This is a genomic window from Burkholderia sp. BCC1988, from assembly GCF_905339895.1.
Classification (GTDB): domain Bacteria; phylum Pseudomonadota; class Gammaproteobacteria; order Burkholderiales; family Burkholderiaceae; genus Burkholderia.
Genome location: NZ_CAJPHA010000024.1, coordinates 75,985 through 98,072 on the forward strand (window position 1 = coordinate 75,985; position 22,088 = coordinate 98,072).

General features: G+C 67.4%; 17 protein-coding genes. 6 read left to right on the forward strand and 11 right to left on the reverse strand.

Annotated features, from left to right (window positions below; all coding sequences use genetic code 11):
* Positions 1 to 67: 67 nt before the first annotated feature.
* The 5 genes from rodA to U4012_RS29130 form a co-directional block, all read right to left on the reverse strand.
* A complete protein-coding gene (gene rodA, locus U4012_RS29110) occupies positions 68 to 1,216 on the reverse strand; it encodes a rod shape-determining protein RodA (RefSeq protein ID WP_044847360.1) in 1,149 nt (382 codons plus the stop codon).
* A gap of 11 nt (positions 1,217 to 1,227) precedes the next feature.
* The gene (gene mrdA / locus U4012_RS29115) at positions 1,228 to 3,513 is read right to left on the reverse strand and encodes a penicillin-binding protein 2 (RefSeq protein ID WP_321802721.1); all 2,286 of its coding nucleotides are present in this window, start codon (positions 3,511 to 3,513) and stop codon (positions 1,228 to 1,230) included.
* Positions 3,514 to 3,622: 109 nt separating this feature from the next.
* Entirely contained in the window at positions 3,623 to 4,135 is a 513-nt protein-coding gene (gene mreD, locus U4012_RS29120) for a rod shape-determining protein MreD (protein ID WP_009687274.1), read from the reverse strand.
* Entirely contained in the window at positions 4,132 to 5,205 is a 1,074-nt protein-coding gene (gene mreC, locus U4012_RS29125) for a rod shape-determining protein MreC (protein ID WP_321802723.1), read from the reverse strand. The genes mreD and mreC overlap by 4 nt, the downstream gene beginning before the upstream one ends.
* A gap of 139 nt (positions 5,206 to 5,344) precedes the next feature.
* A complete protein-coding gene (locus tag U4012_RS29130) occupies positions 5,345 to 6,388 on the reverse strand; it encodes a rod shape-determining protein (protein WP_004189550.1) in 1,044 nt (347 codons plus the stop codon).
* Positions 6,389 to 6,756: 368 nt separating this feature from the next.
* On the opposite strand from U4012_RS29130, the gene gatC reads away from it, so the two are divergent.
* The 5 genes from gatC (at position 6,757) to U4012_RS29155 (ending at position 11,884) form a co-directional block, all read left to right on the forward strand.
* Positions 6,757 to 7,056: an Asp-tRNA(Asn)/Glu-tRNA(Gln) amidotransferase subunit GatC gene (gatC, locus tag U4012_RS29135; protein ID WP_006407213.1), complete on the forward strand. Its 300-nt coding sequence runs from the start codon at positions 6,757 to 6,759 to the stop codon at positions 7,054 to 7,056.
* A 69-nt stretch (positions 7,057 to 7,125) separates the two neighbouring features.
* On the forward strand, positions 7,126 to 8,616 hold the full coding sequence (gatA, locus tag U4012_RS29140) for an Asp-tRNA(Asn)/Glu-tRNA(Gln) amidotransferase subunit GatA (protein WP_321802725.1): 1,491 nt from the start codon (positions 7,126 to 7,128) through the stop codon (positions 8,614 to 8,616).
* 3 nt (positions 8,617 to 8,619) lie between these two features.
* A complete protein-coding gene (gene gatB / locus U4012_RS29145) occupies positions 8,620 to 10,095 on the forward strand; it encodes an Asp-tRNA(Asn)/Glu-tRNA(Gln) amidotransferase subunit GatB (protein WP_321802727.1) in 1,476 nt (491 codons plus the stop codon).
* A 126-nt stretch (positions 10,096 to 10,221) separates the two neighbouring features.
* On the forward strand, positions 10,222 to 11,061 hold the full coding sequence (locus tag U4012_RS29150) for a polyphosphate kinase 2 family protein (RefSeq protein WP_321802729.1): 840 nt from the start codon (positions 10,222 to 10,224) through the stop codon (positions 11,059 to 11,061).
* Between the two features lie 49 nt (positions 11,062 to 11,110).
* Entirely contained in the window at positions 11,111 to 11,884 is a 774-nt protein-coding gene (locus U4012_RS29155; protein ID WP_044847825.1) for an exodeoxyribonuclease III, read from the forward strand.
* A gap of 106 nt (positions 11,885 to 11,990) precedes the next feature.
* Here U4012_RS29155 and U4012_RS29160 read toward each other — a convergent pair whose 3' ends face one another.
* Positions 11,991 to 13,043, reverse strand: a complete 1,053-nt coding sequence (locus U4012_RS29160) for an NAD(P)-dependent alcohol dehydrogenase (RefSeq protein WP_124520555.1) — start codon at positions 13,041 to 13,043, stop codon at positions 11,991 to 11,993.
* A gap of 228 nt (positions 13,044 to 13,271) precedes the next feature.
* On the opposite strand from U4012_RS29160, the gene U4012_RS29165 reads away from it, so the two are divergent.
* Positions 13,272 to 14,216, forward strand: a complete 945-nt coding sequence (locus U4012_RS29165; RefSeq protein WP_044847827.1) for an AraC family transcriptional regulator — start codon at positions 13,272 to 13,274, stop codon at positions 14,214 to 14,216.
* A 67-nt stretch (positions 14,217 to 14,283) separates the two neighbouring features.
* Here U4012_RS29165 and U4012_RS29170 read toward each other — a convergent pair whose 3' ends face one another.
* The 5 genes from U4012_RS29170 to U4012_RS29190 all read right to left on the reverse strand — a co-directional run bounded on the left by U4012_RS29170 (position 14,284) and on the right by U4012_RS29190 (position 21,851).
* A complete protein-coding gene (locus U4012_RS29170; RefSeq protein WP_321802732.1) occupies positions 14,284 to 15,327 on the reverse strand; it encodes a M48 family metallopeptidase in 1,044 nt (347 codons plus the stop codon).
* Positions 15,317 to 16,738 (reverse strand): AmpG family muropeptide MFS transporter, encoded by a 1,422-nt coding sequence (locus tag U4012_RS29175; protein ID WP_124486695.1) that lies wholly within the window; start codon positions 16,736 to 16,738, stop codon positions 15,317 to 15,319. Before U4012_RS29175 ends, U4012_RS29170 begins: the two co-directional genes overlap by 11 nt.
* 119 nt (positions 16,739 to 16,857) lie before the next feature.
* The gene (gene metW, locus U4012_RS29180) at positions 16,858 to 17,466 is read right to left on the reverse strand and encodes a methionine biosynthesis protein MetW (RefSeq protein ID WP_044847830.1); all 609 of its coding nucleotides are present in this window, start codon (positions 17,464 to 17,466) and stop codon (positions 16,858 to 16,860) included.
* A complete protein-coding gene (metX, locus tag U4012_RS29185) occupies positions 17,463 to 18,608 on the reverse strand; it encodes a homoserine O-succinyltransferase MetX (RefSeq protein WP_321802735.1) in 1,146 nt (381 codons plus the stop codon). Before metX ends, metW begins: the two co-directional genes overlap by 4 nt.
* Before the next feature lie 345 nt (positions 18,609 to 18,953).
* A complete protein-coding gene (locus U4012_RS29190) occupies positions 18,954 to 21,851 on the reverse strand; it encodes an autotransporter outer membrane beta-barrel domain-containing protein (RefSeq protein ID WP_321802737.1) in 2,898 nt (965 codons plus the stop codon).
* Between the last annotated feature and the right edge of the window lie 237 nt (positions 21,852 to 22,088).

Here is a 22,088-nt window from a genome sequence, read left to right on the forward strand (position 1 = left end):
CCCGTGGCGCCGTTTTTCGTTGCTGCGACTGTGTGCGGCCGCTGCGGCAGCGTGTCGTGCCGCGCCGTCAGCTCTTCATCAGCCGCCGCTGTCGCCCGACGCTCATGATCATGCCGATCGCGACACCGAGCGTCGCGAGTGCGGTGCCGCCGTAACTCATGAACGGCAACGGCACGCCGACGACGGGCAGCACGCCGCTCACCATCCCGATGTTGACGAACGCGTAGACGAAGAACGCGAGTGTGAGCGAGCCCGCGAGCAGCCGGCCGAACAGCGTCGCGCCCTGCGCGGCGATATAGAGCCCGCGTGCGATCAGCGCCATGTACAGCGTCAGCAGCACGAGGCCGCCGGCGAGCCCCCATTCTTCCGAGAACACCGCGAAGATGAAGTCGGTGTGCTTCTCCGGAATGAATTCGAGGTGGGCCTGGGTGCCCTTCAGGTAGCCCTTGCCGAGCGCGCCGCCCGAGCCGATCGCGATCACGGCCTGGATCGTGTGGAAGCCCTTGCCGAGCGGGTCGGAGGTCGGGTCGAGCAGCGTGCACACGCGGTGCTTCTGGTAGTCGTGCATCAGCGGCCACTGCACTTCGGGCTGGCAGATGCGCTCTTCGAACACGGCGATCGAGCCGACCGCGATCACGCCCGCGACGAGCACCGGCACGATCAGCTTGAACGACAGGCCCGCGAGGTAGATCACGAAGAAGCCGGCCGCGAACACGAGCAGGCCCGTGCCGAGGTCGGGCTGCTTCGCGATCAGGCCGACCGGCACCAGCAGGATCGCGAACGCGGCGATGAAGTCGTACCAGCGCAGCCCGCCTTCGCGGCGCTGGTAGTACCACGCGAGCATCAGCGGTGTCGCGATCTTGAGGATTTCCGACGGCTGGATCACGACGCCGACGTTCAGCCAGCGCTTCGCGCCCTTCTTGGTCATCCCGAACAGCGCGACGGCGACCAGCAGCGTGACCCCGAACGTATAGAGCGGGACCGCGAAGCGCATCAGTGTCGTCGGCGGGATGTTGGCGATCACCCACATCAGCACGAACGTCAGCAGGATGTTGCGCAGCTGATCCTCGACGCGGCCCGGCATGTCGATCGACGCGCTGTACAGCGTGACGATGCCGACGCACAGCAGCAGGAACACGATGAGGGCGAGCGGGCGGTCGAAGCCCGCGAACATCTGCTTGATCTTGTCGAGCCAGGCGCGCTTGTCGAATTGCATGCCTTTCTCCGTTAATGAGCGGTGCCGGCGTTCACCGCTTTCGCGGCGGCCGTGACACGGAAGTTGTCGTCGCGCGGCGCGGCGGCGAGCGGTTGCGCGTCGCTGGCGGGCCGGTGCGGCCGGTGCGGGCGCCGGATCGGCGGCAGGCTCGCGGCCCTCGGCGCCGCGGCGCTCGCGTCGGCGGGCTGCGCCGCGCTTGCCGCGGCCGCACCCGACGCATCGGGCGCCGACGCGGCCGATGCCGCATCCGCCGCGCTGGCCGCGGCCGGCACGACAGGCTGCGGCAGCGCCTTGAAGCCGGCCGCGACGGACACGGCCTTCGAGGCATCGCCGATCACCGGTGCGCTGATCGGCTCGGTCGCCGACGCGGCGGCGGCGACGGCAGCCGCCTCGTTCTCCGGTTTCTGGCGCTCGACGAGGTAGAAGTCGAGCACGCGGCGCGCGATCGGGCCCGCGGCCTGCGCGCCCCAGCCGCCGTTCTCGACGACCAGCGCGAGCGCGATCTGCGGATGGTCGACCGGCGCGTACGCGATGAACAGCGCGTGGTCGCGCAGGTGCTCGGCGAGCAGGTGGCCCTTGTAGTTCGAGCCCTGCAGCGAGAACACCTGCGCGGTACCGGTCTTGCCGGCCGCGAGGTACGACGCGCCGCGGAACACCTTGTACGCGGTGCCGGACGGGTTCTCGATCACGTTCTCCATCCCGCGCTTCACGACGTCGATATCGGCCTGCTTGAGCGGGATCGTTTCGCTTTCCTTCGGCACGGTCAGGTGGCGCCCGCGCGTGATCGGATCCTCGACTTCCTTCACGAGGTGGGGCTTCATCACGACGCCGTTGTTCGCGAGCGTCGCGGTGGCATGCGCGAGCTGCAGGATCGTGTACGAGTTGTAGCCCTGGCCGATCCCGAGGCTGATCGTCTCGCCGTCGAACCACTTCTGCTGCGCGGCCTTCTTGAACGCCTTCTTCTTCCAGTCGGTCGACGGCAGGATCCCGCGCGCCTCGCCCTGGATGTCGATGCCGGTGATCTGGCCGAAGCCGAACGGCTTCATGAAGTTCGCGATCGCGTTCACGCCGAGATCGCGCGCGAGCATGTAGAAGTAGGTGTCGTTCGACACCATGATCGCCTTGTTCATGTCGACCCAGCCCTGGCCCGAGCGCACGTCGTTGCGGAACGTGTGCCCGCCGAACGTGAAGTAGCCGGGATCCTGGAAGCCCCAGCCCGGCGTGCGCTTGCCGAGCGTCAGGCCGGCCAGCGCCATGAACGGCTTGTACGTCGAGCCGGGCGGGTAGGTGCCGTGCAGCGGGCGGTTCAGGAGCGGCTTGTCGGGCGAGTTGTTCAGTTCGTCCCAGGTCTGCTGGTCGATGCCGTCGACGAACGAGTTCGGGTCGAAGCTCGGCGACGACACGAACGCGAGCACGTCGCCCGTCTTCGGCTCGATCGCGACGAGCGCGCCGCGCTTGCCGGCGAACGCCTGCTCGGCGACCTGCTGCAGCGCGATGTCGAGCGACAGCACGAGGTTGTTGCCGGGCGTCGCCTGCGTGCGCGACAGCGTGCGCACGGGCCGGCCGCCGGCCGTCACCTCGACTTCCTCGAAGCCCGTGAGGCCGTGCAGCTCGGTTTCGTAGCTCTGCTCGACGCCGATCTTGCCGATGTAGTCGGTGCCCTTGTAGTTGTTCGCGTCGCGGCGCGGATCGTAGTGTTCCTGGTCGCTGTCGTTGTCGTCGCTCATCGCGTCGATGCGATCCTGGTCGCGCTTCGAGATCCGGCCGATGTAGCCGATCACGTGCGCGGCCGTCATGCCGAGCGGGTACTGGCGGAACAGCCGCGCGCGCACGTCGACGCCGGGAAAGCGGAAGCGCTGCGCGGTGAAGCGCGCGACTTCCGCGTCGGTGAGGCGCGTGCGGATCGGCAGGCTCTCGAAGTTCTTCGAGTCTTCCTGCAGCTTCTTGAAGCGGCGGCGGTCGCGCGCGTCGATCGGGATGATCTCGGACAGCTTGTCGATCGTGTTGTCGAGCGTGTCGTCGAGCTTCGACGGCGTGATCTCGAGCGTGTAGGCCGAATAGTTCTTCGCGAGGACCACGCCGTTGCGGTCGGTGATGATCCCGCGGTTCGGCACGATCGGCGCGACCGAGATGCGGTTTTCCTCGGCCTGCAGCGCGTATTTGCCGTGCTGCATCAGCTGCAGGTAGAAGAAGCGGCTCGCGAGCAGCCCGAAGCAGACGAACACGAACACGCCCGCCGCCGCGACGCGCAGGCGGAACTTCGAGAGCTGCTGTTGGGTGTCGTTGAATTCGGTCATGCGGTTACGATCGATCTGGCCCGTGCGCGGCGAGCGCGCGCGGGCGAGGAGCGGCCCCGGAGCGCGGCGCGCGGGCGTGGGGGCGGCGGGTATTCAAGGTCGGTCCGGCTCAGATGGGGCGCGTATCGTCCGGGTCGACCGGGCGGCGTTGCGGCATCAGCAGCAGGTGGCTCGCGATCGGCCACAGCGCGGCCTCGACGAAGCCGTCCACCAGATAGCGCCAGCCGGGAAACGCGGCACCCATCACGAGGCGGATCACGAACGGCACCAGTTGCGCGACGACGAGCAGCGGCGTGACGTACAGCACCTGCACGCCGATCGGCATCCACAGCACGCGGCGGTGGATCGTGATCGCGCCGTACGACAGCAGCGTATAGGCGAGCGCATGCTCGCCGAGCAGCCCCGCGTCATGCACGTCCATCAGGATGCCGAGCGCGAACGCGACGCCCATTCCGACCTTGCGCGGCTGGTGGATGTTCCAGAACAGCAGCACGAGCGCGACGAAGTCGGGCACGCCGGGCAGGCGGCCCCACGGCATCAGGTTCAGCAGGAACGCGGCGGCGAGGCTGAAGACGATGAAGTACGGGTTGACCGGCTGCAGGATGTATTGCGGGCGGTTCATCGCTGGGCTCCTGGTTGCCCGGCCGCGGGCTTCGCGGGCGCGGCGGCGGGCTTGGCCGGAGCGGCGGGGGCGGCAGGTGCAGCCGGCGCCGGTTTCGCGCCGGGTGCGGCCGCGGCGGCCGGCTTCGCGTTCGCGTCGGCCTTGTCGGCCTTGTCGCCCTTCGCGGCGGCCTTGGCGCCCTTCTTGCCCTTCGCGTTCTTGTCGGCCGGCTCGGGCTCGGCCGGGCGCGGCGGGACATCGTTCTGGTAATGCAGCACGAGCATCTGGCGCGCGCCGCGCACGGCGGCGACCGGCGCGCAGGTCACGCGCGCGAACGCGGTATCGGCGAGCTTGTCGACCTTCGCGACCTTCGCGACCGGCAGGCCCGGCGGATAGACGCCATCGAGGCCGCTCGTGACGAGTTCGTCGCCCGCGACGAGGTCCGAGCTCGTCGGCACGAAGCGCAGGTCGAGCGAATCGCCCTTCGGCGTGCCGTAGATCACGCTGCGCAGGCCGGTGCGCAGCACCTGCACGGGAATCGCGAGATCGCGGTCGGTGATCAGCGTGACTTCGGCCTGCAGCGGGAACACGCGCGTGACCTGGCCGATCACGCCGTCCTCGCTGACGACCGGCGCACCGTTCTGGATGCCCTGCTGCGAACCCTGCCCGATCACGATCTTCTGCGTGAACGGGTCGCTGGTGTCGTACTGGATCTCGACCGGCGTCGAATGCGTCGCGATGTGCTGGCGCAGCTCGAGCACCGCGCGCAGATGCGTGTTCTCCTGCGCGAGCACCGCGGCCTGGTTGGCCTGCGTGGACAGCTGCAGGTTGCGCTTGCGCAACGCGTCGTTCTCGTGGCGCAGCGACGCACCGGTGACGGCGATGTCGGCCGCGCCCATGAACAGGTCGCGCGGCACGAGCGCCGCGCGCTGCAGCGGGTACAGCACGGTGCCGAGCACGCCGCGGACGATTTCGAGCGTGCTGAAGCGCGCGTCCGATACGAGAAGCGCGATGGCGAGGGCGACGAAGAAGATGAGCCGCGCGAGCGCGGGCGGACCTTGCTTGAAGAGGGGCGGCGGACTGTATTCCATGGTCGGCGCCGGGCGCGTGGCGATCGGTTAAATAATGCTCAGACGCGCGAACGGCGTGGCGGTTCGTTCTGAACGAGCGATCCGGCCACGCCGCGGGTGCGCCATATCAAACGGGACTGCTTAGGCGATCACTCGTCGATCACTCGTACGAGAAGATGCTGCCCAGCTTGTCCATGCGTTCGAGCGCCATGCCCGAACCGCGTACGACGCAGGTGAGCGGATCTTCGGCGACGAGCACCGGCAGGCCGGTTTCTTCCGCGAGCAGGCGGTCGAGGTCGCGCAGCAGTGCGCCGCCGCCCGTCAGCATCATCCCGCGCTCGGCGATGTCGGCGCCGAGTTCCGGCGGCGTCTGCTCGAGGGCGATCTTCACCGACGACACGATCTGGTTCAGCGGATCGGTCAGCGCTTCGAGGATTTCGTTGCTGGAGATCGTGAAGCTGCGCGGAATGCCTTCCGACAGGTTGCGGCCCTTCACTTCCATTTCCTTGACTTCGGAGCCCGGGAACGCGGAGCCGATTTCCTTCTTGATCGCTTCGGCGGTTTGTTCGCCGATCAGCATCCCGTAGTTGCGGCGGATGTAGTTGACGATCGCTTCGTCGAACTTGTCGCCGCCGACGCGCACCGAGCCTTTGTAGACGATGCCGCCGAGCGAGATCACGCCGACTTCCGTGGTGCCGCCGCCGATGTCGACGACCATCGAGCCGGTGGCTTCCGACACCGGCAGGCCGGCGCCGATCGCGGCCGCCATCGGCTCCTCGATCAGGTAGACCTGCGATGCGCCGGCGCCGTGCGCGGCTTCCTTGATCGCGCGGCGCTCGACCTGGGTCGAGCCGCACGGCACGCAGATGATGATGCGCGGCGACGGCGAGAACATGCGCGACTCGTGCGCCGTCTTGATGAACTGCTTGATCATCTGCTCGGTGACGGTGAAGTCGGCGATCACGCCGTCCTTCATCGGGCGGATCGCCTCGATGTTGCCCGGCACCTTGCCGAGCATCTGCTTGGCTTCCTTGCCGACTGCCTGGATCGTCTTCTTGCCGTTGGGGCCGCCTTCCTGGCGGATCGACACGACCGACGGCTCATCGAGCACGATGCCCTTGCCGCGCATGTAGATCAGGGTGTTTGCGGTGCCGAGGTCGATCGCCAGATCGTTGGAGAAGTAGCTGCGCAAAAAACCGAACATTCAGAATCCTGTTTCGCTCTGGGCCGGCCCTGCATAGCGAACGCTGAGGGCGGGCAGCGGAAAAAATAACAGCCTCGGGAAGCGTGGCGGAAGCGGCCGCCGCGGCGCACGAAGCTGCGAGTGATGTCTACCGGGAATCGCACGAAGCACGCACGGCTTGCCGAAGCGGGGCGAAACGGTGCGGGAAAAGGCTGCCGGGTTTGGGTCGAACGCGTAATGATACCTTATAATTTCGCGGTATTTGAATCGAAACGGACGGTATTTTTGCCGCTTCGGCCCCGATTTTTGAGGGTGGGATCGTACCCTCCAACCCCCCGCCGCAGCGCGGTTTTCGATGCGCTGCGCAGCCTTGTTTTTCCGGTGATCGCATGGCCCTGACCCTGACCGATGTGAAACGCATCGCGCACCTCGCGCGACTCGAAATGGCCGACGCCGACGCCGAGCATACGCTCGGCCAGCTCAATGAATTCTTCGGCCTCGTCGAGCAGATGCAAGCGGTCGACACCGCCGGCATCGCGCCGCTCGCCCACCCGATCGAACAGATCCAGGAAGTCGCGCAGCGCCTGCGCGACGACGCCGTGACGGAAGTCGTCAATCGCGACGATAACCAGCGTCCGGCGCCGGCCGTCCAGGACGGCCTCTATCTCGTGCCGAAGGTGATCGAGTAAGCATTCGACGAGAAGCGCGCCGGCCGGCTTGCGCCGCGCGCCACCCAGAATTCCCAGGAAAACCACTCAATGCACGCAAAAAGCCTGACCGAACTGCGCGCCGCGCTCGCCGCCAAGGAATGCTCGGCCGTCGAGCTCGCGCAGCTCTACCTGAAACGGATCGACGCGGCACGCGACCTGAACGCGTTCGTCCATGTCGATGCCGACCTCACCCTTGCGCAGGCGAAGGCCGCCGACGCCGAACTCGCGCGCGGCGCGGGCGGCGCGCTGACCGGCCTGCCGATCGCGCACAAGGACGTGTTCGTCACGCGCGGCTGGCGCTCGACCGCCGGCTCGAAGATGCTCGCGAACTACGAAAGCCCGTTCGACGCGACCGTCGTCGCCCGCCTGCAGGCGGCCGGCATGGTCACGCTCGGCAAGACCAACATGGACGAGTTCGCGATGGGATCGTCCAACGAGAACTCGGCGTTCGGCGCGGTGAAGAACCCGTGGGACACGAACGCCGTGCCGGGCGGCAGCTCGGGCGGCAGCTCGGCGGCCGTCGCCGCGCGCCTCGCGCCGGCCGCGACCGGCACCGACACCGGCGGCTCGATCCGCCAGCCCGCGTCGTTCGCGGGCGTGACGGGCATCAAGCCGACTTACGGCCGCGTGTCGCGCTACGGGATGATCGCGTTCGCGTCGTCGCTCGACCAGGGCGGCCCGATGGCGCAGAGCGCGTCCGACTGCGCGCTGCTGCTGAACGCGATGGCCGGCTTCGACGAGCGCGACTCGACGAGCCTCGAGCGCGACGACGAGGATTTCACGCGTCATCTCGGCCAGCCGTGGACGGCCGGCAACGATGCGGGCAAGCCGCTCGCGGGGCTGCGTATCGGCCTGCCGAACGAGTATTTCGGTGATGGTCTGGCCGACGACGTGCGCGCGTCGATCGACGCGGCGCTCAAGCAATATGAGGCGCTCGGCGCGACGCTCGTGCCGGTGTCGCTGCCGAAGACGGAACTGTCGATTCCCGTGTACTACGTGATCGCGCCGGCGGAAGCATCGTCGAACCTGTCGCGTTTCGACGGCGTGCGCTTCGGCCACCGCGCCGCGCAGTACGGCGACCTGCTCGACATGTACAAGAAGTCGCGCGCCGAAGGCTTCGGCCCTGAGGTGAAGCGCCGGATCCTGGTCGGCACCTACGTGCTGTCGCACGGCTACTACGACGCGTACTACCTGCAGGCGCAGAAGATCCGCCGCATCATCGCGAACGATTTCCAGGAAGCGTTCAAGTCCTGCGACGTGATCATGGGCCCGGCGTCGCCGACGGTCGCATGGGATCTCGGCGCGAAGGGCGACGATCCGGTGCAGATGTATCTCGCGGATATCTACACGCTGTCGGTGAGCCTCGCGGGTCTTCCCGGCATGAGCGTGCCGTGCGGCTTCGGCGCCGGCGCGAACGCGAAGCGCCCGGTCGGTCTGCAGATCATCGGCAACTATTTCAACGAAGCCCGGATGCTGCAGGTCGCCGACGCGTTCCAGCGCGCGACCGACTGGCACAAGCAAGTTCCGGCAGGGGTGTAAGCAATGACTACGCAATGGGAAGTCGTCATCGGTCTCGAGACGCACGCGCAACTGTCGACCGTCTCGAAGATTTTCTCGGGCGCGTCGACGCAGTTCGGCGCCGAGCCGAACACGCAGGCTTGCCCGGTCGACCTGGCGCTGCCGGGCGTGCTGCCGGTGCTGAACCGCGGCGCGGTCGAGCGCGCGATCCGCTTCGGCCTCGCGATCGGCTCGACCATCGCGCCGCGCAGCATCTTCGCGCGCAAGAATTACTTCTACCCCGATCTGCCGAAGGGCTATCAGATCAGCCAGTACGAGATTCCGGTCGTGCAGGGCGGCCAGATCACGATCCAGGTGCCCGCCAACGAAAAGGCCGGCAAGGAAGCGTACGAAAAGACCGTCAACCTGACCCGCGCGCACCTCGAGGAAGATGCGGGCAAGTCGCTGCATGAAGACTTCGCCGGGATGACCGGGATCGACCTGAACCGCGCGGGCACGCCGCTGCTCGAGATCGTCACCGAGCCGGAAATGCGCAGCGCGGCCGAGGCCGTCGCGTATGCGAAGGCGCTGCACGCGCTCGTCGTGTGGCTCGGCATCTGCGACGGCAACATGCAGGAAGGCTCGTTCCGCTGCGACGCGAACGTGTCGGTGCGCCCGGTCGGCCAGGAAAAGTTCGGCACGCGTGCCGAGATCAAGAACCTGAACTCGTTCCGGTTCCTTGAAGAGGCGATCAACTACGAAGTGCGCCGCCAGATCGAGCTGATCGAGGACGGCGGCGAAGTCGTGCAGGAAACGCGCCTCTACGATCCGGACAAGCGCGAGACGCGTTCGATGCGCAGCAAGGAAGACGCGCACGACTACCGCTACTTCCCCGACCCCGACCTGATGCCGCTCGTGATCGGCCGTGACTGGGTCGAGCGCGTGCAGGCCGGCATGCCCGAACTGCCGGCCGCGATGCAGCAGCGCTTCGTCGAGCAGTACGGCGTGTCCGCGTACGACGCGGGCGTGCTGACGTCGAGCAAGGCGATGGCCGCCTACTTCGAGGCGGTGGTCGCGAAGGCCGGCGCCGCGAACGCGAAGATCGCCGCGAACTGGCTGATGGGCGACGTGTCGTCGCAGCTGAACCGCGACGGCATCGAGATCGACGCGATTCCCGTGTCGGCCGCGCAGCTCGCGCTGGTGCTGCAGCGCATCGCCGACGGCACGATCTCGAACAAGATCGCGAAGGAAATCTTCGCGACGATCTGGGACGAGAAGGCGACAGACGAAGGCGCGGCCGACCGCATCATCGACGTGAAGGGCCTGAAGCAGATTTCCGACACCGGCGCGCTGGAAGCGATCATCGACGAGGTGCTGGCGGCGAACGCGAAGTCGGTCGAGGAGTTCCGCGCCGGCAAGGAAAAGGCGTTCAACGCGCTGATCGGCCAGGCGATGAAGGCGACCAAGGGCAAGGCCAATCCGCAGCAGGTCAACGAGCTGCTGAAGAAGAAACTCGGCTGAGCATGGCCGCGCGCCTGAACCGCGCCTGACGACGGGCCGCCGCCGAACCTGTTCGGGGCGGCCCGTCGTTTTGGTGCATGCGTTATCGTGTGCGCGTGTGCATCGCACCGTCCAACGGAGGAACGAATGGCGAAACAACCGTCGCTTGACGATTTCCGCGTGCCGTACAGCACGCGCGAGAAGGAAGCTGCCGCATTCAGGCTCGATGCGTTCGATCCGGCCGCGAAGCCGTTTTCGTCGGGGTCGAAGGACGCCGACCGCGAACGGCTGTCCGCCGTGTCGACCGAGCTCGACGTCCAGCAGGAGCGCCTGCACACGCAGCAGAAGAAGCGCGTGCTGCTCGTGCTGCAGGGGATGGATACCAGCGGCAAGGACGGCACCGTGCGCGCCGTGTTCCGCGAGGTCGATCCGCTCGGCCTGCGCGTCGTGTCGTTCAAGGCGCCGACGCCGATCGAGGCCGCGCACGACTTCCTCTGGCGCGTGCATCTGCAGGTACCGGCCGCGGGCGAGCTCGCGATCTTCAACCGCAGCCACTACGAAGACGTGCTCGTGCCGCGCGTGATCGGCGCGATCGACGACAAGGAATGCGAGCGCCGCTACCGGCAGATCCGCGATTTCGAGACGATGCTGTTCGAGAACGGCACGACGATCGTCAAGTGCTTCCTGCACATCTCGAAGGACGAGCAGCGCGAGCGGCTGCAGGCGCGCATCGACGATCCGACCAAGCACTGGAAGTTCGACATCGCCGATCTCGACGCGCGCAAGCACTGGGAGGCGTACCAGTCGGCGTACCGCGATGCGCTCGCCGCGACGTCGGCCGAGCATGCGCCGTGGTACGTGATCCCGGCGAACTCGAAGACGCACCGCAACGTGATGATCGCCGAGCTGCTGCTGCGCACGATGACCGACATGAAGCTCGAATTCCCGCCGCCGAAGCCGGAACTCGAAGGCGTGAAGATCCGCTAGGCTGCGAACCTGCAACCACATCGAACTGAACTGAACAACGGAACCCGACATGATGCGAGTGATTACCGCCAACCTGAACGGCATCCGCTCCGCCGCGAAGAAGGGCTTCTTCGAATGGCTCGGCGAACAGAATGCCGACTGCGTGTGCGTGCAGGAAATCAAGGTATCGGCCGACGACCTGCCGGCCGAATTCGTCGAGCCGCACGGCTTCAGGAGCTACTTCCATCACGCCGAGAAGAAGGGCTACAGCGGCGCGGGCGTGTACAGCCGCCACGAGCCCGATGACGTGATCATCGGCTTCGGCAGCAGCGAATTCGACTCCGAGGGGCGCTACGTCGAGGCGCGCTACGGCAAGCTGTCGGTCGTGTCGGTGTACGTGCCGTCCGGCTCGAGCGGCGAAGAGCGCCAGCAGGCGAAGTACCGCTTCATGGACGAGTTCATGCCGCACCTCGCCGAGCTGAAGAAGAAGCGCGAGGTGATCCTGTGCGGCGACGTGAACATCGTGCACAAGGAAATCGACATCAAGAACTGGAAGAGCAACCAGAAGAATTCGGGCTGCCTGCCGGAAGAGCGCGCGTGGCTCACGCAGCTGTTCGACGATGTCGGCTACGTCGACGTGTTCCGCACGCTCGATCCGCGCCCCGAGCAGTACACGTGGTGGAGCAATCGCGGCCAGGCGTACGCGAAGAACGTCGGGTGGCGGATCGATTACCAGATCGCGACGCCGGGCGTGGCCGGCACCGCGAAGCGCACGTCGATCTTCAAGGACATCAAGTTCAGCGATCACGCGCCGCTGACGGTCGATTACGACTACAAGAAGTGAGCGTCGGCGCGACGCGGTGCGCGTCGCTGTCGATTGTCGTCCGGTCGCCGGACGCAAAACGGGGCCGCATGTCGAACATGCGGCCCCGTTTCGTTTGGTGCGTCGCTTACTGCTTGATCGACGCCATGTCGATCACGAACCGGTACTTCACGTCGCTCTTCAGCATCCGCTCGTAAGCGGCATTGATCTGCTGCATCGGAATCGTTTCGATATCCGACGTAATGCCGTGCTCCGCGCAGAAGTCGAGCATTTCCTGCGTTTCCGCGATCCCGCCGATCAGCGAGCCCGCGAGGCGGCGGCGCTTGAAGATCAGGTTGAACACCTGCGGCGACGGATGGTCGTGCTCCGGCGCGCCGACGAGCGTCATCGTGCCGTCGCGCTTCAGCAGGTGCAGGAACGGATTCAGGTCGTGCTGCGCGGCGACCGTGTTCAGGATGAAATCGAAGCTGTTCAGGTGCGCGTTCATCTGCGCTTCGTCCTTCGAGATCACCACCTCATGCGCGCCGAGACGCTTGCCGTCCTCGATCTTCGACGGCGACGTCGTGAACAGCACGACGTGCGCGCCCATCGCGCGCGCGAGCTTCACGCCCATGTGACCGAGGCCGCCCAGGCCGACGATCCCGACCTTCTTGCCGGGCCCGACGTTCCACTGGCGCAGCGGCGAATAAGTCGTGATCCCCGCGCACAAGAGCGGCGCGGCGCCGGCCGGGTCGAGTGTCTCGGGCACGCGCAGCACGAATGCCTCGTCGACGACGAGCTGCGTCGAATAGCCGCCGTACGTGACGTCGCCGGTCACGCGGTCCTGGCCGTTGTAGGTGCCGACGAAGCCGTTCTCGCAATACTGCTCGAGGCCTTCCGCGCAGCTCGGGCAGGTGCGGCACGAATCGACGAGACAGCCGACGCCGACCAGCTCGCCGACCTTGAAGCGCGACACTTGCGGGCCGGTCGCGGTCACGCGGCCGACGATTTCATGGCCCGGCACGACCGGGTAGATCGTGTTGCGCCATTCGTTGCGGGCCTGGTGCAGGTCCGAGTGGCAGACGCCGCAGTAGAGCACCTCGATCTGGACGTCGAGGTCGCGCAGCGCGCGGCGCTGGAATTCGAACGGGGCGAGCGGCGAGCGCGCGTCGGTCGCCGCGTAAGCGTAGGTTGTGCTCATGCAGGGGGCTCCTTGTCCGGCAAAAACGTCCGGCGAATCAGACTGCCACCGCATCATGTGGCGACGCGGCGAGACAGGTGCCCATCGTAAGGAGCGAGCCGCGTCGGCGAAATACACGAAGGTCTCGAAGATTTGCCTATTCCTCTCGAATTGCGCGCGAACGGCCGTCAAAACGCTTTCAAGGTGCTACATTGCGAGCCTGATTCTCTTGCCGGACAGGACGACGCCGTGAGCTTCCAACCCCTTTTCGACGACACGGGCGACCGTGTGCGGCGCCGCATGATCGAGCTGCATGCGCGTCTCGCGCCGAACGAGGGCGATACGCCGGCGGCGCTCGACGGCGTGCGCTTCTTCCGCGTGAACCGCCCCGTGCCGCGCATGCCGGTGCTGTACGAACCGAGCATCATCGTCGTGTGCCAGGGCCGCAAGCTCGGCTATCTCGGCGACCGCTCGTTCGTCTACGACGCGCAGCAGTATCTCGTGCTGTCGGTGCCGCTGCCGTTCGAATGCGAGACCTTCGCGAGCATGGACGAGCCGTTTCTCGCGATCTCGATCCGCGTCGATCTCGCGGTGATCGCCGAGCTCGCGATCCTGCTCGACGAGACGCTGGGTGCTTCAGTCAGCGAGCCGCACGGCGTCTATTCGACGCCGCTCGATGCGCCGCTCGCCGACGCGGTGGTGCGGCTGCTCGAAGCGCTCGCGTCGCCGCACGACACGTGCGTGCTCGGGCCGGCGATCATGCGCGAGATCGCATACCGCGTGCTGACGGGGGCGCAGGGCGACGCGATTCGGGCGGCGCTCGTCCAGCAGCATCATTTCGGCCGCATCGCGAAGGCGCTGCGGCGCATCCATGCGGACCTGAAGGCCGATCTCGACGTGGAGACGCTCGCGCGCGAGGCCGGGATGAGCGTTGCGGTGTTCCACGCGCAGTTCAAGCACGTGACGGCGACGTCGCCGATGCAGTATGTGAAGGCCGCGCGCCTGCACCAGGCCCGGTTGATGATGGTGCAGGACGGTCTCGGCGCGGGTGCGGCGTCGGCACGGGTCGGTTATGCGAGCGCGTCGCAGTTCAGCCGCGAGTTCAAGCGGCTGTTCGGCCGCAGCCCGGGAGACGAAGTACGCTGGATGCGCGAAATCGGCAGCCGGCCGGTCGAGTCGGAAGTCGGCGCGTAGCGCCTGGCCTCGTGCGCCGGTGATGCGTGCCGGCGATTCCCGGCGGGGAAGCCGCCGGGGGCGGCGCTCAGCGCCGCACGACCTTGCGCCGCTGCGCGCTGATGCCCGCGTAGTCGGGCAGCGTGTCGACGCGTTTGGCCGTCGCCTTCGCATACAGCGGCATCAGGTCCGGCAGGCGGTTCAGCAGATCCTGCCGCCGCGCGGCGCTGTACGGATGCATGTAGATGAAGCCCGACGTCTTGTTCGTGCGCGTTGCCGCCGCGAGCTTGTCCCACAGCGTGATCGCCGCGCGCGGATCGAAGCCCGCGCGGGCGGCGATGTCGCCGCCGATCACGTCGGCTTCGGTTTCGTCGGTCGGGTCGTAGCGCAGCGTCTGCAGGCGTTCGCCGAGGTTCAGCGCCTGCGGCAGCGGATCGCCGACGCCGAACAGCGGCGGCAGCGTGGCCGCGCGCAGCGACGTTTGCGACGTCGCGCTGAAATTGCTGCGCGCGTGTTCGCGCAGCGCATGCGCGATGCCGTGTGCGATCAGCACGCCGAACTCGTCGTCGTTCAGGCGGACGCGATCGAGCAGCCCGCCGTACACGAGCACCTTGCCGCCCGGCAGGCAGGTGATGCGGATGTCGCGCGAGCGGATCACGTTGACGTCCCACGCCCAGCTCTTCACACGATCGTTCCACTTCACCGAATACGGCGCGAGCTTCATGACGATCGCGCGCAGCCGCTTCACGCGCGGCTGGTTCGCGGGCAGCAGGCGGTCGCTGTCGGCGGCGGCCTGGACGATCTGCGCGTATTCGTTCGCGGTGAGTTGTTCGAGCAGCGGCGACGGGATCAGCGTGCGGAACGCGATCGCATTGCCGTAGCGAACCTGCTGCGGCGTCGGCGTATAGGCTTTCGCGGGCACCGCGGCGCCGGTCGGCTGCGCGGCTTCGGCTGCGGGCGGGGGAGCGGCTGCAGCCGGTGTGGACGGCGATGCCGGGGCAGCGGGCGCGGAGCCGGCCATGGCCGCAACGGTGTCGGACGCATGAGCGCTTCCCGCCGCGCCGAGCGTCGCGAAGCCGACGCCCAGCGCGGCGGCGACGCGCGCCACGCGATGCAGTCGGTCATTGCGCACGGCTGGCCTCGCCGTTGCGCGCGGTGCCGTTCCACGGCGCGATCTTGAACAGCAGCAGCATGCCGGGGATCGCGAGCGCGGTGCACACGATGAAGTAGTCGAACCAGCCGATCTTCGCGACGATGAAGCCGCTCGCGGCCGATGCGAGGGTGCGCGGCACGGACGCGAGGCTCGTGAACAGCGCGAACTGCGTGGCCGTGTAGCGCGGATCGGTCGTGCTCGCGATATACGCGACGAACGCGGCCATCGTCAGGCCGGTCGTGAAGGTTTCGACGCCGTAGACGATCGCGAGCGCGACCGTCATCGGGCTGAATTGCGGCGTGACCGCGACGCCGAACACGGACAGCGCCGCCGCGATCGCGTGGCTCGTCGATACCGTGAAGTCGTACAGCATCGCGAGCACAGGCGAGCCGGGGCCGAGTTGCGCGAGCCACGCGAAGCCGAGCGTCGACACCATCTGCAGCGCGCCGAAGATCCACAGCCCGCGGCCGATCCCGATCTTCACGAGCCAGACGCCGCCGATGATGCCGCCGGCGACGCTCGCGACGAGCGCGGTGGTCTTCGCGACGATGCCGATCTCGGTGCGCGTGAAGCCGATGTCGAGGAAGAACGACGTCGACAGCGTGGTGGCCATCGTGTCGCCGATCTTGAACAGGAAGATGAACGCGATGACGAGCAGCGCACCGCTCCAGCCGTCGCGCTGGATGAATTCGCGGAACGGCAGCACGATCGCGTCGCGCAGGTTGCGCGGCGGCGCGCCGACGACTTCTGGTTCGCGCACGAGCAGCGTCATCAGGATGCCCGGCAGCATGAACGCGCCGGTGAGCGCGAACACGGCGTCCCACGGCATGTGGTCGGACAGGATCAGCGCCAGCGAGCCGGGGATCAGCGCGGCGAGCTTGTATGCGTTCACGTGCACCGCGTTGCCGAGGCCTTGCTCGGTGTCGCGCAGCAGTTCGCGGCGATAGGCGTCGATCACGATGTCGGAGCTTGCGCCGAAGAACGCGACGAGCGTCGTGAGCGCGGCGACCGTCCAGATCGAGTCGCGCGGCGACACGAAGCCGAGCGCGGCGATCGCGCCGGCGACCAGCACCTGCGTGAGCAGCATCCAGCCGCGCCGGCGGCCCGGCCGCCAGCCGGGCAGGCGCGGGATGTAGCGGTCCATCAGCGGCGCCCACAGGAACTTCCACGTATACGGGAACTGGATCAGCGCGAACAGGCCGATTTCCTTCAGGTTCACGCCCTCGGAGCGCAGCCATGCCTGCACGAGGTAGACGAGCGTGAACAGGGGCAGCCCCGACGTGAAGCCCAGGAACACGCAGATCAGCATGTGCGTGTTCAGATAGGCGCGCCAGCCGGGGTGATCCTCGTGAGCGGTGAGTGCGGGCGCCTCGTGTGGCGTTTTGGACATGGACGGAAACTGGGTAGCGTTGACTGATGGCGGCGGCAGCGCAGGCGGCGGCGCGGGTAGCACAGGAGCGCGGCCGTACGTGCGTGCGGGCCGTCGGCGTCCGTCAACGGCCCCCCGGCTCAGCTGCGCTTGACGCGATAGACAGCAAGACTACCACGCCAGTTCGCTCCCCATCGAATCGGCTGGCCTTCGTGCAGCACGATGCGGTCGAGGATCGTGACGCCGACTTCGGGCGCGAGCGCCTCGAAATCCTTGATCGTCAGCACCCGGACGTTCGGCGTGTTGTGCCACTGGTAAGGCAGCGACTTCGACACCGGCATCCGGCCGCGCAGCACCGACAACCGGTGCGCCCAGTAGCCGAAGTTCGGGAACGACACGATGCATTCGCGTCCGACGCGCGCGGTTTCGCGCAGGATCGCGGCCGTCTGATGGATCGTCTGAAGGGTTTGCGACAGGATCGCGAAATCGAAGCTGTGATCCTCGAACAGTCGCAGGCCGTCCTCGAGGTTCTGCTGGATCACGTTGATCCCGTTCTTCGCGCTGGCGAGCACGCCCGCGTCGTTCAGTTCGATCCCGTAGCCGGACACGTCGAGTTCTTCCGACAGCAGCGACAGCAGCGAGCCGTCGCCGCAGCCGAGGTCGAGCACGGTCGCGCGCGGTTCGACCCAGCGGGCGATCGCGCGGAAGTCCGCGCGGGCGGACAGGGAATTCAGTGCTTGCTGGTTCATGCCCCCACCTCGATGGCGATTCGTCCGTAATACGCGCGGAGCAGGTTGTGATAGCGCGCGTCGTCGAGCAGGAACGCGTCGTGGCCGTGCGGCGCGTCGATTTCCGCGTAGCTGACCGTGCGCTTGTTGTCGAGCAGCGCCTTCACGATCTCGCGCGAACGCGCCGGCGCGAAGCGCCAGTCGGTCGAGAAGCTCGCGATCAGGTATTTCGCCTGCGTGTGCGCGAGCGCGGCCGTCAGGTTGCCGTCGAACGCCTTCGCCGGATCGAAGTAGTCGAGCGCGCGCGTGATCAGCAGGTAGGTGTTCGCGTCGAAGTAGTCGGCGAACTTGTCGCCCTGATAGCGCAGGTACGACTCGACCTCGAACTCCACGTCGAAGCTGAAGTTGTACGCGTCGAGCGCGCCGTCCGCGCGGCGCAGCGCACGGCCGAATTTCTCGGCCATGTCGTCGTCGGACAGGTACGTGATGTGGCCGATCATCCGCGCGACGCGCAGGCCGCGCTTCGGCTTCACGCCGTGCGCGTAGTAGTCGCCGCCGTGGAAGTCGGGATCGGACAGGATCGCCGAGCGCGCGACCTCGTTGAACGCGATGTTCTGCGCGGACAGCTTCGGTGTCGACGCGATGTCGATGCAGTGCGCGACGCGCTCCGGATACATCAGGCTCCACGCGAGCGCCTGCATCCCGCCGAGGCTGCCGCCCATCACGGCGGCGAAGCGCTCGATGCCGAACGCGTCGGCGACGCGCGCCTGCGCGTGCACCCAGTCCTCGACGGTGACGACGGGGAAGCGCGCGCCGTACGGTTTGCCGGTCGACGGATCGATGCTCATCGGGCCGGTCGAGCCGAAACACGACCCGAGGTTGTTCACGCCGATCACGAAGAAGCGGTTGGTGTCGAGCGGCTTGCCGGGGCCGACCATGTTGTCCCACCAGCCGGTGCTGCGCGGATCGTCCGCGTAGACGCCGGCGACGTGGTGCGACGCGTTGAGCGCGTGGCAGACGAGCACCGCGTTCGAGCGCGCGGCGTTGAGCTCGCCGTACGTCTCGACGACGAGCTGATAGTTGCCGATCACGCTGCCGCTTTGCAAGCGCAGCGGTTCGGCGAAGTGCATGGTCTGTGGAGCGACGATGCCGATCGATTCCATTCGTTCCGCCTTATGCCATATGACTGGGCGGCTAAATGGTGTCGGCGAGGCGCGGAGTCGAAGGTGCGCGGCTGACGACCTCTTTAGCCGCATTTGTAGTGAACCGCCGGGGAACGACGCATCGACGCGTCAAGGCCCCGGCCGGTTCGCGCGCCCGCAATCGAGTCAGCAAATCGGCGCGCTTCCGGCCTGCCGCCAAGGGGGCGGCAAGTCGGCAAAGTATAGCGGAAATTGCGGGGCGCGGATTCGGGAGGTTTGCTGGGCGGCCGGCGGCCCGGCCCTGTGGACCCGCCGGGCCGCCCGGAACCGCCTGCGTGGGGAACAGACGGCGCCAGGCGCGCCCCGTCACCAGCGATACTTCGCGGCCAGCTCGCCCTTGACCACCGCATAGTCGGACAGGTTTGCCTCCACGCCGAGGCTCGCCGATATCGCGAAGCGCTTCGACACCTGGCCCGTCGCGCCGACCCGGAACGCCGCGCGGTCGCGCGGCACGCTGAACGAGAACGCATTGCGGTCGAGCGTCAGCGTGCGCGAGCCGGGGCCGTGCCACCAGTTCGCCTCGATGAACGGGCGCAGCTCGCGGCCGGGCGACATCGCGGTCACGCCGTGCACGCGTACGCCGAGGCGGGTGAGCACGTCGGTGGCGCCCTGGCCGTCGAGGCGGCCACCGGCGGTGCCGTGCGCGTCCGCGCGATAGTCGGTCACGACGAGTTGCGCTTCGGGCTCGACGAAGAACCGCGTGTCGCCGCGCTCGTAGAACCCGAGTGAATAGCCGGTCTCGATCGAGCCGGTCACGGTGCGCGACCGGTACGAATCGGCCGCAAGGCTGCCGCCGACGCTGTTCGCGTAGGCGCCGTACATGAACCAGGCATCGACATAAGGGCCGGTCAGGATGTCGCGGCTGCCGTACCACGTGCCGTACACACCGACGTTGTAGCCGGCCACGCTGCCGCGCGCGGTGGCGTTCGTGACACGCCCCTCGATCGCATTCCACAGCGGGCGTGTCGACCAGTTGGTCTGGCTGCCGTACATGCCCATTGCGCCGATGCGCACGCTGCCGCCACGGCCGTCGTCGAAGCGGAGCAGGTCTGCGCCCGCGTGAATCAGGCGACCGTTGCCCGACACGCTGCGGTTGCCGCCGGACATCGATGTCGTCTGGCCTTCGGCACGCAGCCAGATGGCGCCGTCGAGCGGGCCTGTGGCTTCGGTGCGTAGCGAGCGATCGTTGCGCTGATGCAGCGAATGAATCGCCATCGTCGCTGCGGCATCCGCGTTTGCCAGATACGCGTCGGGTTCCGGGGCGGCGGCGCGCGGAGGCGGGGGGATGACTTCCGGCTCGATCGGTGGAGCCGGCGGATCGGGCGGTTCCGGCGGCTGTGGCTTTGCCGCGGAGACGAGATACCAGTCTTCCGCCTGTCCGCCATCGCCGCCACGTTTGAGCATGTAATCGTAGCCGCCTGCCGACAACGTGCCGAAGCCGGTCCGGTAGCCGTCCGACGCTGCATCGAGCGTGAACGCAGTCGCATCTGTCGTGCCGCCATTGCGCGTTTCGACGAGCGGGATGCCGATGGTCGTCGCCGCGCCGTCGCCGCCCGCGCGCTTCACGACGATACCGGTGTCGCCCGATGCGTGGCCGCCGTCGATCACGAGGCGGTCGGTGGGCGACGCATCGTCCTGCAGCGTCGTATGGAGGACCAGCTTGCCGTTGCGCGCCGCATAGTCGCCCGTCACCACGAGCGTGCGCGGCGTCGGCGGCACACCGGCCAGCGGCGCGTCGAATGCGATCGTCGAATCGTTCAGCGCGACGGTGCCGGCCGACGAGTCGCCGGTGATGGTCCAGAGGCTGTCCGCCTCGAGCGCCAGTGTGCGGACGGCGTCGGTCGCGCCGGTCCATGCGGACGCGTTCGACAGCGCGACGTCGGTGACGGCGGGCGTCGGGCTGCCGTCGTCGGCCGGATGGTTGACGATGTCGCCGTCCGCTACGGCGTTCGTGTCGAGCGTCAGGCGCACGGGCTCACCCGACTCGGCATGGACGGACAGCAGCTTGCCGTTGCCGCCGATCGCGCGTGTGCCGTTTTTCAGCGTGACCGTTGCATCGGCTGCGTCGATCGCACCATGGCGCTCGCTGACGAGCGTGCCGTCGTCGATCGTTAGCGTGCCGCCGTAGACGGCCGCCCCATAGGCGCCGGCGCCGGTCGTGCGGGCGTCGCTGCGCAGCAGATCGACGGCGCCGCCGACACTCGCATACAACGCGGAGGCTGCGGTGCCGTGCGTCTCGACGCTCGTATCGGCGAGCGAGGCGACGGAGCCCGCGCCGGCCGACAGCGCGCCGAGCGAGCGTTCACCGCTCGTCACGATGTCGCCGCGTGTCATCGCGACCTTGCCGCCGAGCCGGGCGACCACGCCGATGGAGCCTTTGCCGGTGGTCGTCACGTCCGTATCGGTGGCGTCGATGAAGGGTGTGTCGGTGTACTCCTTCGACGCGTAAAGGCCGTGCGAACTGATGCCGTGCGTGACGACGCCCGTGCGTTCGAGCTCGACGCTACCCTCGCGGGTATCCACGCCGAGCGCCGCGTATCCGCTCGTTTCGAGATGCGAGTCGCTGAAGGCGACGGTGGATGCGCCCGGCATGTACAGCACCGACCCATAGTCGCCATCGGTGCGGATATCGGTGCGCTTCAGCGTGGCCCGGACGCCGCCGTAGCTGAGGGACAGGCCGGTCCCGAACAGGGTGCGGATCAGCGTGTCGGCCACGTCGATCGTGCCACCCGGAACCAGGATCGTCGCGATGCCCGATGCGTCCTTGCCGCGCGTCACGATCACGCTGTCGGAGAGCGACAGCCGGCCGTTGGTGCCGTCGATGAATGTGCCGTGCGCGTAGTCGCCGTCGGTATCGATGGAGATGCGCTCGGCGGATGCGCTGCCGCCGTAACGAAGCTCGATGCCTGAGCTCGATCCGCCGCGCGTACGGATTTCCGTATCGCGCAGCACGACGCGCGACCCGGTGCCCTCTGCGGCAGCGCCGGCCGAGCCGTAGCCGGTCGTGAACAGGCGAGTCTTGCCGAGGGTCGTCAGCGTCCCGCCGTTGACGGCGGAAAGCACTGCCTTGGCGGATTCGGTCGTCGAATAGTCACCCGGTGCGACTTCGAGCGTGATGCCGTCCGCGCGTTGCGGGCCGCCGCCGACGACCTGCGCCGTCGACGCCCACGGCATTGCCGCGCCGGCAAGCAGCGCGGAATGCAAGACACGCCGGCCGATGCGCGCGTGAAAAAAAGTGAAATGACTGCGGTTCACCTGATCACCTTAATTTATCTCAAGTAGATGAAGATGATCTTGTTAAGGCTATTTTGAAATTGGACGAGTTCGAATTTTTGCGGTTGCCTGCCTGGCGGGCGGCGGCACGGAGCACGCGCGAAATGTGCGGATCTTTCGACGCGCGCTATTCGATCGGTCGTGATTGCCTGCGGGGTATTCGACGAG

What these genes read in the sequence shown, in the direction of transcription:
- rodA (WP_044847360.1), bottom strand. Translation starts at nt 1,216, where the DNA reads ATGCAATTCGACAAGCGCGCCTGGCTCGACAAGATCAAGCAGATGTTC.
- mrdA (WP_321802721.1), bottom strand. Translation starts at nt 3,513, where the DNA reads ATGACCGAATTCAACGACACCCAACAGCAGCTCTCGAAGTTCCGCCTG.
- mreD (WP_009687274.1), bottom strand. Translation starts at nt 4,135, where the DNA reads ATGAACCGCCCGCAATACATCCTGCAGCCGGTCAACCCGTACTTCATC.
- mreC (WP_321802723.1), bottom strand. Translation starts at nt 5,205, where the DNA reads ATGGAATACAGTCCGCCGCCCCTCTTCAAGCAAGGTCCGCCCGCGCTC.
- U4012_RS29130 (WP_004189550.1), bottom strand. Translation starts at nt 6,388, where the DNA reads ATGTTCGGTTTTTTGCGCAGCTACTTCTCCAACGATCTGGCGATCGAC.
- gatC (WP_006407213.1), top strand. Translation starts at nt 6,757, where the DNA reads ATGGCCCTGACCCTGACCGATGTGAAACGCATCGCGCACCTCGCGCGA.
- gatA (WP_321802725.1), top strand. Translation starts at nt 7,126, where the DNA reads ATGCACGCAAAAAGCCTGACCGAACTGCGCGCCGCGCTCGCCGCCAAG.
- gatB (WP_321802727.1), top strand. Translation starts at nt 8,620, where the DNA reads ATGACTACGCAATGGGAAGTCGTCATCGGTCTCGAGACGCACGCGCAA.
- U4012_RS29150 (WP_321802729.1), top strand. Translation starts at nt 10,222, where the DNA reads ATGGCGAAACAACCGTCGCTTGACGATTTCCGCGTGCCGTACAGCACG.
- U4012_RS29155 (WP_044847825.1), top strand. Translation starts at nt 11,111, where the DNA reads ATGATGCGAGTGATTACCGCCAACCTGAACGGCATCCGCTCCGCCGCG.
- U4012_RS29160 (WP_124520555.1), bottom strand. Translation starts at nt 13,043, where the DNA reads ATGAGCACAACCTACGCTTACGCGGCGACCGACGCGCGCTCGCCGCTC.
- U4012_RS29175 (WP_124486695.1), bottom strand. Translation starts at nt 16,738, where the DNA reads ATGTCCAAAACGCCACACGAGGCGCCCGCACTCACCGCTCACGAGGAT.
- metW (WP_044847830.1), bottom strand. Translation starts at nt 17,466, where the DNA reads ATGAACCAGCAAGCACTGAATTCCCTGTCCGCCCGCGCGGACTTCCGC.
- metX (WP_321802735.1), bottom strand. Translation starts at nt 18,608, where the DNA reads ATGGAATCGATCGGCATCGTCGCTCCACAGACCATGCACTTCGCCGAA.